General features: G+C 34.4%; 13 protein-coding genes. All 13 read right to left on the minus strand.

Annotated elements, in window-relative coordinates; all coding sequences use genetic code 11:
• Positions 1 to 117: 117 nt before the first annotated feature.
• The 13 genes from IQ05_RS05510 to IQ05_RS05570 all read right to left on the minus strand — a co-directional run bounded on the left by IQ05_RS05510 (position 118) and on the right by IQ05_RS05570 (position 13781).
• Positions 118 to 1773, minus strand: a complete 1656-nt coding sequence (locus IQ05_RS05510; protein ID WP_144890841.1) for a M1 family metallopeptidase — start codon at positions 1771 to 1773, stop codon at positions 118 to 120.
• Positions 1774 to 1830: 57 nt separating this feature from the next.
• Positions 1831 to 2877, minus strand: coding sequence for an alkaline phosphatase D family protein (locus IQ05_RS05515; protein ID WP_144890843.1), 1047 nt, complete (start codon positions 2875 to 2877; stop codon positions 1831 to 1833).
• A 238-nt stretch (positions 2878 to 3115) separates the two neighbouring features.
• A complete protein-coding gene (gene hisIE / locus IQ05_RS05520; RefSeq protein ID WP_144890845.1) occupies positions 3116 to 3715 on the minus strand; it encodes a bifunctional phosphoribosyl-AMP cyclohydrolase/phosphoribosyl-ATP diphosphatase HisIE in 600 nt (199 codons plus the stop codon).
• A gap of 83 nt (positions 3716 to 3798) precedes the next feature.
• On the minus strand, positions 3799 to 4554 hold the full coding sequence (hisF, locus tag IQ05_RS05525; RefSeq protein ID WP_144890848.1) for an imidazole glycerol phosphate synthase subunit HisF: 756 nt from the start codon (positions 4552 to 4554) through the stop codon (positions 3799 to 3801).
• A gap of 99 nt (positions 4555 to 4653) precedes the next feature.
• A complete protein-coding gene (hisA, locus tag IQ05_RS05530; RefSeq protein WP_144890850.1) occupies positions 4654 to 5379 on the minus strand; it encodes a 1-(5-phosphoribosyl)-5-[(5-phosphoribosylamino)methylideneamino]imidazole-4-carboxamide isomerase in 726 nt (241 codons plus the stop codon).
• A gap of 47 nt (positions 5380 to 5426) precedes the next feature.
• Positions 5427 to 6008, minus strand: coding sequence for an imidazole glycerol phosphate synthase subunit HisH (gene hisH, locus IQ05_RS05535; protein ID WP_144890852.1), 582 nt, complete (start codon positions 6006 to 6008; stop codon positions 5427 to 5429).
• A 97-nt stretch (positions 6009 to 6105) separates the two neighbouring features.
• Positions 6106 to 7242 carry a bifunctional histidinol-phosphatase/imidazoleglycerol-phosphate dehydratase HisB gene (gene hisB / locus IQ05_RS05540; protein ID WP_144890854.1) on the minus strand — a complete coding sequence of 379 codons (1137 nt, stop codon included), beginning with the start codon at positions 7240 to 7242 and terminating at the stop codon, positions 6106 to 6108.
• A gap of 191 nt (positions 7243 to 7433) precedes the next feature.
• Positions 7434 to 8489, minus strand: coding sequence for a histidinol-phosphate transaminase (hisC, locus tag IQ05_RS05545; RefSeq protein ID WP_144890856.1), 1056 nt, complete (start codon positions 8487 to 8489; stop codon positions 7434 to 7436).
• Positions 8479 to 9771, minus strand: a complete 1293-nt coding sequence (hisD, locus tag IQ05_RS05550) for a histidinol dehydrogenase (RefSeq protein WP_144890858.1) — start codon at positions 9769 to 9771, stop codon at positions 8479 to 8481. Before hisD ends, hisC begins: the two co-directional genes overlap by 11 nt.
• A 79-nt stretch (positions 9772 to 9850) precedes the next feature.
• The gene (gene hisG / locus IQ05_RS05555; protein ID WP_144890860.1) at positions 9851 to 10708 is read right to left on the minus strand and encodes an ATP phosphoribosyltransferase; all 858 of its coding nucleotides are present in this window, start codon (positions 10706 to 10708) and stop codon (positions 9851 to 9853) included.
• A gap of 269 nt (positions 10709 to 10977) precedes the next feature.
• Positions 10978 to 11481, minus strand: a complete 504-nt coding sequence (locus IQ05_RS05560) for a DUF2339 domain-containing protein (RefSeq protein WP_144890862.1) — start codon at positions 11479 to 11481, stop codon at positions 10978 to 10980.
• Positions 11482 to 11532: 51 nt separating this feature from the next.
• The gene (locus IQ05_RS05565; protein WP_144890864.1) at positions 11533 to 12651 is read right to left on the minus strand and encodes a VIT1/CCC1 transporter family protein; all 1119 of its coding nucleotides are present in this window, start codon (positions 12649 to 12651) and stop codon (positions 11533 to 11535) included.
• 14 nt (positions 12652 to 12665) lie between these two features.
• A complete protein-coding gene (locus tag IQ05_RS05570; protein ID WP_144890866.1) occupies positions 12666 to 13781 on the minus strand; it encodes an efflux RND transporter periplasmic adaptor subunit in 1116 nt (371 codons plus the stop codon).
• Between the last annotated feature and the right edge of the window lie 2 nt (positions 13782 to 13783).

Below are 13783 nucleotides of genomic sequence, written 5' to 3' on the forward strand. Positions count from 1 at the left end.
ATTCAACTTAACAAAAGAATACACAAAATATCAATATTAGATATTGATTATAAGATATTACGAATAAAAAAAGGGATACTTTATGCATCCCTTTTTTTATCAGTAATGTGTTTTTAATTAATTTTTAACATAAAAATTAGTAACATAAAAGTTTGGATCTACTAGTAGTTTTAGGTTGTCACTAGTTACTGGAATAGTTTTCCACTCTGTTTCTGGATGAAGCAATTCTTCTTTACCATTTAGAGTTACTTTTACTGGCATATTAAAACCTGTGACACTATTTGTCCAGCGATATGCTAACTGGTTATTCTTTACTGTATATTCTAATTTTGGTATTCGAGTATCTCTTAAATACTGATTAAAAACCATCGACAAATCAATACCTGCTTGCTTGCTTAAATAATCCTCAATTTGCTTGGTAGTTACCGTTTGGTGATAAAAAGTACTGTTCAAACCTCTTAGTATTCCTCTCCATTTTTCATCGTTATTCACTAATTGACGTATAGTATGCAACATGTTTGCTCCTTTAGGATACATATCCCCTGAACCTTCATTGTTTACATCGTATTTACCAATGATAGGTTTATCATTTTCAATAATATTTCTAAGACCTCTAACATAAGTATATCCAGCTTCCTTTCCATAGTAATATTCTAAAAAGAGACTCTCAGAATAGTTCGTAAAACTTTCGTGAATCCACATGTCTGCAATATCTTTATAGGTGATATTATTGGCAAACCACTCGTGACCAGACTCGTGTATGATTATAAAATCAAACTTTAATCCCCAGCCAGTTCCGCTTAAATCTCTACCACGGTACCCATTTTGATAACCATTTCCGTACGTAACACTGCTTTGATGTTCCATTCCAAGGTATGGAGCTTCAACTAATTTATAACTATCTTCATAAAACGGATAAGGTCCAAACCAATGTTCAAACGCTTTTAACATTTTAGGAACGTCTTGAAATTGTTTTTTAGCTTTCGCCAAATTGTCTCTCAAAACAAAATACGTACAATCTAAATTTCCTTTTTCACCTTTGAATTTTTCAGAAAAAGTAACATAATCCCCAATATTGATGTTTACACCATAATTATTTATAGGATTAGCTACAAACCAATTATAGGTTTTAGTTCCATCTTTCAAGGTTTTTACACTTTGCAAGCGCCCGTTAGAAACATTTGTTAAATTAGCAGGAACATTAACACTAATAAGCATATTGTCTACTTCATCATACATGTGATCTTTATTAGGCCACCAAACACTTGCTCCCAAACCCTGACATGATGAGGCTATAAATGGATTGCCATTTTTATCTTTTTTCCAAGTAATTCCTCCATCCCACGGCGGATTTACAGCAACTTTAGGTTTTCCTCCATAAAAAACAGTAAGTTCTTTAATGCTTCCTTTTACTTGAGGTTCCTGTAATGCAATAAAAAAAGCATTGCCTTCTCTTTTGAACTCCAAGTTTTTCCCATTTTGGGTAACCTTGTAGATGTTCATTGGATTTTGCAAATCAATTTGCATGCTGTTGTATTCCTGAACAACCTGATACTTTATGGTGTTTGAGCCTGTTATCGTGCTGTCTTTAAGATTTACTTTAATATCAAGATGATACCTTTTTACATCCCACCAAGCTCTTTCCTTAGTAATACTCCCTCGAAGGGTATCTTGTCTAGTAAATAAAGATGTTTTTGGATCTAATAAACCTTGAGCATTGACCGAATTACAAAGTAAAAAGGATATAAAAATAGAACCTAAATATTTTTTCATAGTGCAATTATTTAATACAAAAATAGACTTTAGAAACAAAAAACGAGCTACTTTTTCTTAATTTTCTGAATAGGTTTGCGTATAAGATTGTAGTACTTTATTCTCTTTTCCGCGGATTTCCATTTGTACTTTATGATTTGCAAAGTCAAATTTTAATAAACCAAAATTAATCTCTTTTACAACTTCTCCTTGTACATAAGGATTTTCTTCACCAGAGAATGCAGTATAGGTGTGAGTTAATCCGCTTGCAGTAAAATCTACAAGAGGATAGGACAAACCCGCTACATTTTTTGATGAAAAGGTTGCAATGTGTCTATCTCCTGATATAATAAAAGCTCCTTTGGCTTTTGAGGAAACCAGTAATTGTTCTAGTTTTTCAACTTCATGTGGAAAATTCCCCCATGTTTCAAAGCCGTGCTTGTTTGATAAAAATTGAATACTGCTCACAATAACATGGAATTGCGCATCTGAATTATATAGCTCTTTTGATAACCATTCCCACTGCGCTTGTCCAAGTATAGTTCCTTCGCCAAATTTATTAGGCTTAAAACGCTTTTTTGAATTAGGATCTTTGGTTAACGCTATTCGGAAATAACGGGTGTCTAATACGATAATTTTAATTTTATTCCCATCAACTTCAATGGTTTTTGAACTGTAAACTCCTTCTCTACTTCGTTCTGGAGCATCTTTTGGAGTATCTAAAAAATCTAAAAACAATTGCTGACTTTCTTTTTTGTGTGCATATTCTTCTCCAGCATCATTTGCACCGTAATCATGATCATCCCAAGTTCCAAGAATAATTTTGCCCTCAATAAATTTTAGATATTCAAGATCTTGTTTCTGAATAGTGTAATTGCTTTTGAGAAATTCCATGTCATTGGTATCTGAGTACACATTATCACCACCCCAAATCCAAACCGACGGATTGTTTTTATTTATCTCAGGCCAAAGTTCATTTTTAATTTTTTGATTGTTACAAGAACCAAAAGCAATGGTATAGCTAGTATTTTCATTAGTTTTTAATGGCTGACTTGCTATTGAAGGAAGTTGCGAATTACAACTTAACAATCCTAAAAAACTAAAAATGCAAACAAATTTTTTCATAAAAAGAGGTATCTAACGATTAACGTTATTCAATTAATGTGCACGAAGATATAAAAACATTTTTGACAGAAACTTAAAAGCAATGTTGCTTAAATGTTATTTAACAAAATTATTAAAAAGGTCAACATACCGTTTCTCTATCTCTTTTAATAAGACAGGTGCAAATGAAAACTACTTTAAAAAAATAACCCAATAGATTGAAATTCTCTATTGGGTTACAATTTATTTTTTTGTCAGATTATTTCTGACGACTTTTCAATACATCTACTACATCATTTAATTTGAATCCTTTGGCTTGAAGCAAAATCAAATAATGAAACAATAAATCAGCACTTTCACTCAAGAATAAATCATCATTATCGTCTTTGGCTTCAATCACAACTTCTATTGCTTCTTCACCTACTTTTTGGGCTATTTTATTAATTCCTAATTGAAATAATGAAGCAACATAACTCTTTTCAGAGTCAGCTTTTTCTCTACGGGTTTCGATAGTTTGCTCTAATTGTGAAATAAACCCATAATCAGCTTTATTCACCGTTTGCCAACACGTATCAGCACCAGTGTGACATGTTGGGCCAACTGGTTTTGCTTGTATTAATAAAGTATCACCATCGCAGTCATTTTTTATATCAACTAAGTTTAAAAAGTGACCACTCTCCTCACCTTTTGTCCAAAGTCTTTGCTTAGAACGGCTAAAAAAGGTTACTTTTTGTGTGTCAATAGTTTTACGATATGCTTCTTCGTTCATGTACCCTAACATCAAAACGGCTTTCGTCTCGCTGTCTTGTATAATGGCTGGAATTAATCCGTCTGTATTTTTTGAGAAATCTATGTTCATTTTTTTAATTTAAAGATTGAAAGATTAAAAATTGAAAGATTATCTAGTACGATTCTCTTTTCTCTTTATTCTAGTATCTGTTTCTATATTCTAACTTCAATATTATTGTTTTTAAGAGCCTCTTTTAATGTTTTGATTTCAATTTCTTTAAAGTGAAATACACTTGCTGCTAAGGCTGCATCGGCTTTTCCTTCTAGGAATGAATCTACAAAATGCTGGATGCTACCTGCACCTCCAGAAGCAATAATTGGAATATTAACTAGTTGCGAAAGTTTGGCTAAAGCTTCATTAGCAAAACCATTTTTAGTTCCGTCATTATCCATCGAGGTGAATAGTATTTCACCTGCGCCACGTTGCTCCACTTCTTTTGCCCAATCAAATAAATTCAATTCCGTAGGTACTTTTCCACCCACTAAATGCACAATCCACTGACCGTCAATTTGCTTAGCGTCAATGGCTACTACAACACATTGGCTTCCAAATTTTTGCGCCAAATCATTAATTAATTGCGGATTTTTTACTGCGGATGAGTTGATCGAAACCTTATCAGCTCCATTTTGCAATAAAACATCAACGTCCTTGACAGAGGAAATTCCGCCACCAACTGTAAATGGAATGTTAATAGTTGCAGCTACTTTCCGAACCAAATCAATTAATGTTTTTCTTCTTTCTTCCGTTGCCGAAATGTCTAGAAAAACCAATTCATCAGCTCCTTCATCCGAATAGATTTTGGCCAATTCAACCGGATCGCCAGCATCACGTAAGTCTACAAAGTTGACACCTTTTACGGTTCTTCCGTTTTTTATGTCAAGACAAGGGATTATTCTTTTTGTAAGCATAATTTTTGTTTTTACACAGAGATTCACGAAGAAAGCAAAGAGACACACAAAATTTTTAGTGGATCTTTGCGTTTTCTTTGTGTTACTTTGCGAAATAATCTATTTGTTTAATATGTATTGTTCCAATTGTTTCAATGAAATACGTCCTTCGTAAATAGCTTTGCCAATAATAGTACCTTCACAACCCAGTTCCGCTAGTATTGGTAATTCATCAAAAGTAGAAATTCCACCAGAAGCAATCAATTTTATACCATTGGCTTCCGCCAAAATCTTCGCATACAAATCAAATGATGGTCCTTCAAGCATACCGTCTTTAGCAATATCGGTACAAATTACATATTGAATTCTTTTACTTTGATAGTCTTGAATAAAGGGAATCAAATTTTCATTTGAATCCTCTAACCAGCCTGAAACAGCTACTTTTTCATTATTAGCATCTGCTCCCAAAATAATTTTATCCGCACCATACTCTGCAATCCATTTTCCGAATAGTTCTCTATTCTTCACAGCAATACTTCCACCAGTAATTTGATTGGCACCACTTTCAAATGCAATTTTCAAATCGGAATCTGCTTTCAAACCACCTCCAAAATCAATTTTTAGACTTGTTTGTGTTGCAATTTGTTCCAATATTTTATAATTCACGATTTGACTTGATTTTGCTCCGTCTAAATCCACCAAATGTAAATATTCAATTCCGTGCGCTTCAAATTCTTTAGCAACTTCTAGCGGGTTTTCGTTGTAAATAATTTTGGTATTGTAATCTCCTTTGGACAAACGTACACATTTCCCGTCGATGATGTCTATTGCTGGTATTATTCTCATGATAATTAGTCTTAAAGTTTGAAAGTCGAAAGTCAAAAAGACTCAACTTAAAGTTTTAAAAAATTTGCTAAAATTTCTTCGCCAACATCACCGCTTTTTTCGGGGTGAAATTGTGTACCGTAAAAATTATTTTTCTTTAATGCTGAGGCATATTCTACTTCATAATTTGTAGTAGCAATCGAATCGGGGCAATTTGGCGCATAAAAACTATGTACCAAATACATGTACTCCTTTTCAGCAATTCCTTTGAACAGATCTGATTTCAAATTATAAATTTGATTCCAGCCCATCTGCGGCACTTTTACTTTTGAAGTAAATTTGACCACATCTACATCAAAAATTTCCAAACCAGCAGTGTTTCCCTCTTCGGATTTGTTACACATCAATTGCATACCCAAACAAATCCCTAAAACAGGTTGTTTCAAGGTTGGAATTAATACATCTAGACCGCTATCTACAAGCATTTTCATCGCAGAACTTGCCTCACCAACTCCTGGAAAAATCACTTTATCTGCAGCTTTTATTTCCTTCCAATCGTTACTAAGCGCAGCTGTAAAACCCAAACGTTCTATAGCAAACATAATGCTTTGTATATTTCCGGCTCCGTAGTTTATAATTACTATTTTCATTTATTTAGTCTTAAAATCGAAAGTCGAAAGTCCTAAAGTCATTTGCAAAATCCTTTTAAGGGACTTTTGACTTTTAGACCTTTGACTTTATGACTTATTAAAGCATCCCTTTCGTACTTGGTAAAATCATTTTTTCTGTATCGCGTTTCACAGCTACTTTTATCGCTTTTGCAAAAGCTTTAAATATCGCTTCTATTTTGTGGTGCTCATTGGTACCTTCAGCCTTAATGTTGATATTGGCTTTGGCACCATCTGAAAATGATTTAAAGAAGTGAAAGAACATTTCGGTTGGCATTTTACCTACCATTTCTCGTTTGAATTCGGTTTCCCAAACCAGCCAATTTCTACCACCAAAATCAATAGCCACTTGTGCTAAACAGTCGTCCATTGGCAAGCAAAAACCATAACGCTCAATTCCTAATTTGTTACCCAATGCCTTTGCAAAAACTTCTCCAAGCGCTATCGCAGTATCTTCAATTGTATGGTGTTCATCAACTTCTAAATCACCTTTTACAAGGATTTCCAAGTCCATTTGACCATGACGTGCAATTTGGTCTAGCATGTGATCAAAAAACGCAATTCCGGTTTCAATTTTACTCTTCCCAGTTCCATCTAGATTTAAATTGATGTAAATATCAGTTTCATTCGTCTTTCTTGAAATGGTTGCTGAACGTTCCTCGAGTTTTAAAAACTCATAAATCGTTTTCCAATCTGTAGTTTGTAAGGCAATAACCGAATCCAATTCTTCTCTTTTTGAAGCAATTTCGTCACTCCCTAATGCTTCATCTGTATTGATGAAAATCCCTTTTGCACCCAAGTTTTTCGCTAATTCCACATCTGTAATTCGGTCACCAATTACAAATGAGTTTACCAAATCATAGTCTGAACTATTGATATATTTAGTTAGTAAACCCGTTGCAGGCTTGCGTGTAGGAGCATTTTCATGTGGGAACGTTTTATCAATTAAAACGTCACTAAAAACAACACCTTCGTTTTCAAAAGCTTTCATCACCAAATTATGCACGGGCCAAAAATTCTCTTCGGGATGAGAAGCGGTACCTAAACCATCTTGATTGGTAACCATAACCAATTCAAAATCCAATTCTTTGGCAATTTTTCCCAAATATTGAAAAGCATTTGGGTAAAATTCTAATTTCTCAAAACTATCCAACTGGTAGTCATGCGGTTCCAAAACCATCGTTCCATCACGATCTATAAAAAGCACTTTTTTCATGGTATTCCTACTAATAAACGCATTGGCATGTGCGGTTGCGTTCTGTTATTTTAATTTAATATTTCAAGTTTTGGGCGTGACCCTCCAAAAAAAGTCGGGTCGGGCTATTCGTTCCCGCTTTTGTACTGCCCAGCTTCGCGGCACTACAAAGAGCTCCACTACTATCCCTCACGCGGAAACAAAGTTCCTAACTAGGTTCCAATAGCTTTCAAAGCTACTATTAATTTTTTATTTTCTTCTTCAGTTCCTACTGTCAAACGCAATGTATTTTCACAAAGTGCTTGTGTAGTTCTATTTCGAATTACAATTCCTTTTGCAATTAATTCAGCATATCTTTTATTGGCATCATCCACTTTAACCAAAACAAAATTGGCTTCTGTAGGATAAATTTTTTCCACATAACTCACTTCTGATAAAGCTTCAATTAAAAGTTCTCTTTGTGCTATAATTGACTCAATTTCAGCAGAAATAACTTGCTGATCTTCAAGTCTTTCTACCGCTCTATTTTGCGACAATTCGTTTACATTGTATGGAGGCTTTATGCGGTTTAATATGGTAGTAACCGCGCTAGAAGCATAACAAATCCCTAAACGAATTCCAGCTAAACCATATGCTTTTGAAAGCGTTTGCGTAATGATCAAATTAGGATATTCATCTAATTCATTGATCCAACTGTCCTTTTTAGAAAAATCAATATAGGCTTCATCAATAACCACTAACCCTTTAAAGTTTTGCAAAAGATACGCTACACTCTCGTCAGAAAACGAATTCCCCGTTGGGTTGTTTGGCGAACATAAAAATATCATTTTGGTATTGGCGTCAACCGCTTCCATGATTTTTTCAATCTCTGGCTGAAAATCTTCGGTTAAAAGTACTTCTCTATTTTCTACTGCGTTCAAATTGGCCAAAACACCATACATTCCATACGTTGGTGGCAATGTAATTATGTTGTCTATTTTTGGTTCACAAAAAGCTCTAAAAAGTAAATCAAGTACTTCATCGCTTCCGTTTCCTAATAAAATCTGATTTGATTTGACAACTTTTTGCTTTGCCAAAACCTCTTTTACATTCGCTTGCTGTGGATCTGGATATCTATTTACTCCATTTTCAAACGGATTTTCATTGGCATCCAAAAATATCATTTCGGCAGTATCAAAGTCTTCAAACTCATCGCGAGCAGATGAATACGGTTTCATGTTTTTTACATTCTCCCGAATCAAAATATTTATATCAAAATTATTTTCCATTTTCTATTGCATTTAATCGTAATGTAACTGCGTTTTTGTGAGCTTGTAAACCTTCGGCATCGGCCATGATTTCAATAGCTTTACCTATATTTTGAATTCCTTTTTCAGAAATTTTTTGGAACGTCATTGCTTTTGTAAAACTATCTAGATTTACACCACTATAGTTTTTTGCATATCCGTTTGTAGGTAAGGTATGATTAGTACCCGATGCGTAATCGCCTGCGCTCTCTGGTGTATAATTTCCTATAAAAATAGAACCCGCATTTTCTATTTCGTCAATGTAAAAATCATCGTTGGCAGTGCATACAATAAAGTGCTCCGGTCCGTATTCGTTTATTAAATCCAAAGCGATTTTATCATTCTCGACAAAAATCAATTTGGAATTGGCGATTGCTTTTTCGGCAATCTCTTTACGTGGTAATAGCTCTATTTGAAGCTGAATTTCATCTTCAACGGCATCAATCAGTTTTTTAGATGTTGAAACTAAAATAACCTGACTGTCTGCTCCATGTTCTGCTTGCGATAATAAATCAGATGCTACGAAAGCCGGAACCGCTGAGTCATCGGCAACAATCAATAATTCTGAGGGGCCTGCTGGCATATCGATTGCTACGCCAAATTGTGTAGCCAACTGTTTTGCAACGGTTACAAATTGATTTCCAGGCCCAAAGATTTTATATACTTTAGGAATCGTTTCTGTACCAAATGTTAATCCTGCAATAGCCTGAATGCCTCCTACTTTTAAAATTTTTGTAACTCCGCACAAATGTGCTGCAAATAAGATGGCAGGATTAATTTGCCCATTTTTATCAGGTGGAGAGCATAAAACAATTTCTTTACAACCTGCAATTTTAGCAGGAACAGCAAGCATCAACACTGTTGAAAACAAGGGCGCTGTTCCTCCCGGAATATACAAACCTACTTTTTGAATAGGTCGTTTTTCTTGCCAGCAGCTTACTCCTTCAATAGTTTCTACTGCTACTCGGTTTGTTTTTTGAGCTGTGTGAAATTTGGTTATATTTTCTTTAGCTAAAGCAATTGCTGCTTTTAATTCATCTGAAACACTCGCAACAGCCGCATCAATTTCAGTTTTTGAAACTTCGATTGTATCAACTGTAACTCCATCAAAAAGCGACGTATATTTGGCGACAGCCTCATCCTCTTTTTTCTGTACTTCTTTGAAAATTTCTTTTACAGTAGCCTCAATATCATCTACCGTTTTTGTAGGTCGTTCTAAAATACTGGACCACGTTTCTGGTTTTGGATTGTATATTTTGTTCATTTTTAATTTTATTCAAAATTTAAAAAATAGAATTATTCAGTTCTTAAACTCATAATTCATAACTTATAATTCAAAATTGTTATAGTACCATTTTCTCAATTGGGCATACCAAAATTCCTTCGGCTCCAGCCTCTTTCAACTGATCAATCACATCCCAGAAAGTATCTTTGTCAATTACCGAGTGTACACTGCTCCAACCTTCTTGTGCCAATGGTAAAACGGTTAAACTACGTAATACCGGTAAAATTTTACCAACTGCTTCAATCTTATCATTAGGAACGTTCATCAAAATGTATTTTGACTTTCTAGCTCTCAAAACCGACTCGATTCTGAATTTCAACGTGTCGATAATTTTTTGAGATTCTGGACTTACTTTTGGAGAAACAGCTAAAACTGCTTCACTTTTAAATATAACTTCAACTTCTTTTAAATTATTTTTAAACAATGTACTTCCGCTGGATACAATATCTACAATAGCATCAGCAAGACCAATGTTTGGAGCAATTTCAACCGAACCTGAAATTTGGTGAATGTCAACCGTAACACCTTTAGAATTAAAGAAATCCAATACCGTTTTAGGATACGATGTAGCAATGCGCATTCCGTCAAGATCTTTTACAGATTTGTATTGAAAAGATTTAGGCACAGCAACAGATACTTTGCATTTTGAAAACCCTAATTTTTGAATAACTTCAATATTTCCGCCTTTTTCAACCAATAAATTATCCCCAACAATGGCGATATCTACTACGCCATCCATTAAATATTGTGGAATATCTGAATTTCTTAAGTAAAGAACTTCAAGAGGAAAGTTAGAGGCTTCGGCTTTTAATTGGTCGATTCCGTTATCAATGGAGATACCAGCATCTTTTAGAATTTGAATGCTGTCCTCGTTTAAACGACCTGATTTTTGAATTGCAATTTTTAATGTACTCATTTTTTTGTTTTTTTTTTTTTTAGAATGATAATGTTTGAGTACAATTTGAGGTAATAAAAAACCCGTTTGATGTACTCAAACGGGTTTTTAAATATGATGATTTACATGCATATCATTAACACATCGCTTGAGAGCAATAATGAAAATGATGATGATGTAATTGTATTGTAAACATGTGTTTTATTTTTCTTTGCAAAGATAAAGTCTTTTTTAATTAAAAAGCAATTAATACTTTAACTTAATATTGTTTTTTTGTTAAAATACTTTTTTTATTCCTTTTCCTCCTCAATAGCAGGGGTTATTTTCTCTATGTTATTGTCTACAGCGGCACTATCGGTTCTAATTTCAGTATGACGAACTTCACCTCCTGTTGTACCCGTTTGCTGCGCAAAAAACACGGCAATGATTGCAACTACTGTAGCAATATATGAAACTAGCTTCGCTTTTGGTTTGTTTTTCAAATTAGAATAGAGACCAAACAATGATGTAATTGCCAGTGCATACAAAACAATTGCTAATTTTTCAGCCATTTCCTCGTGTTCATGAATAATTGCTTTTCCAATTCCAGCGAAATCTTCCACCATTTCCTCTGCTCCTTCGCCGGTAGACATGCTAAAAAAGCCAAAAACAGCTGAAATAACAAATAATACATAAGCTGTATTTTGAACGGATTTGTTATTAAGCACTATTCCAGCGATTAAAATTCCGAGTCCAAGGATTGTTCCAATAATAGGAAAGTGGTTTACAACTAGGTGTAAGTGTGCATCATTCATAATTTTATAGTTTTAGTTAGTATTTGTTAATAATATGTAATTTAAAAAATGTTATCCTGCTAACGAAACTCCTATCAAAGAGCCAATTCCATAAGTGATTGCTGCAGCTAACAAACCGAAAGCCACTTGCCTGAATCCCGAAAATAAAATGCTTTTTCCTGTCAATAAAGTGATAGCTGCTCCTATCCCAAAAAGACCAATAACACTGCTTCCTACACTTAATAAAATAGCATTTTTTCCGTCTAAAAACATAAAAGGATATAATGGAATAATCGCTCCGATAGCAAAAAGTACAAACGACGCAGTGGCTGCTTCCCAGGCTGATCCTCCTAACTCTTCTTTGTCAATTCCTAATTCCTCCGTGATAATGGCATCAATCGCAGTTTGTGGATTTTCAAAAGCTTTGTCAGCCAATTTTTGTGCTTCGACCGCATTCATCCCTTTGGCTTGATACAATAAAACCAATTCTTTTTTTTCTTCTTCGGGAGAAGCTTCTAATTCTTCGGTTTCCAAATCAATTTGGCGTTGGTTTAATTCTCTGGAACTTTGTACCGAAAGCCATTCGCCCAACGCCATTGATATCGCACCAGCCAAAAGTCCTGCAATTCCGGTTAACAATATCGTATCATTAGAAACGGCTGCTCCGGCAACTCCCATGACCAAACTCATATTAGAAACCAATCCATCATTAGAACCTAAAACTGCCGCTCGTAAGGCATTTCCTCCTACGGATTTATGCCTGCTTTCAAATTTAGACAGCAGCCCCCCAGAAACATTTAGAGCAGCATTATTATTTACAGCTTCAATGATATTTAGGTGATTGTGCTCAAACCCGGTTGGTTTTTCACCAGTTTTAATTTTATTTCGAACCGAATTTTCGGCAAACTGTTTTTCTATTGAAGATAAGGAGCTAATTATCGAACTGTATCCAAAAATTTTACCCAACTTCAATTGAAATTTGGCTCTACCTGATGGCATAGGCATGTTGAAATTGGGTTCTATGGTACGAACTTTATCTAACATGTGTTTTGCATGTCCTTTCTCGATTTCGCCTAAGCTTAGTAAAACTCTCGAAAGATTTTCATCAGACTGAATGGCAGCAATACTATCGTACAAAAAGGCGGTATCAACCTCTGTTTGCAATTGATCTTTAAGTTTATTCAAGTCCATTATTTCATTTTTTATTAATTAACCAAATCAAAAACTCCTTTTGTTAATAGCCTTGAAGAAGCAGATATTTCAGCATTTGGAAGTATTTCGACAAACTTTTCAGACTTCGATCCTACTATAACACTTACTTTCTGGAACGAATATCCGTTTTTTTCATTCTTGACTAAAAGTACGAAATTTTTATTGTTTTCTGTCACCAATGCTTCAGCAGGAATCGCTAATCCTTTTTTAGAATCGATAATTATTTCAGCCTCTACAAACATTCCTGTTAAGAGTTTTTGCTTTATGGCATCGTCTAAATGTCCATGAATATTAATCGTTCTGTCGTTTCCTTCAATTGATTTTCCTACCAAATGTACTTCGGCATTAAAAACATCTTTGGATGCTTCGGAAACTTTAAAATGTATTTTTTGTCCAATTTTCACATTCAAAATATCTTTTTCAAAAACAGCTAATTCTAAATGCAAGTGATCCGTATCTACAATTTCTAAAATCACATCCGAAGGCGCTACATACATGCCTACATTGGCATTCATGATCACAATATCGCCTGTTATTGGAGAAAAAATAGTAATTGTTGAAGTCAAAATTCCTCTTTCTACATTTCTAGGATTAATGTTCAAAAGCACCAATTTGGCTCTTAAACTTTGATGCATAGCTTTGGCTCTTTTATAGTCGCTTTCAGATTTTAAGTAATTTTTTTGCGAAGTAATTTTCTCATCGTACAAGGTTTTTTGGCGATCGTATTCTGATTTCAAGAAATTTAGCTGCTCCGCTACTTCCATATACTCTTTTTGAATATCCAGAAATTCAGTGTTTTGTAAAGTCAATAAAGCTTGTCCTTTTGTGACTCTATTTCCAACCAAAAGCGTTGTCGATTTCACATAACCACCCATAAAAGTGTTCACTTTGGCTCGGTTTTGTGGCGGCACATCAATTTTCCCAGATGCTTTTACTGTTACATCAAAATCCTGTTCTGTTGGACTCCCAATCTCCATTCCTGAGGTTTTGAATTGGGTTGCAGATACTGTGATTAAACCATTATCTTTTGGTTCTGATTCTTCCGTTTTCGCTTCTTTGCAAGAAAATAAAAAAAGTGAAATAGTGATTATATAGAGTGCGTTTTTCATTG

It is taken from the genome of Flavobacterium tiangeerense, from assembly GCF_007830355.1.
Taxonomy (GTDB): Bacteria; Bacteroidota; Bacteroidia; order Flavobacteriales; family Flavobacteriaceae; genus Flavobacterium; species Flavobacterium tiangeerense.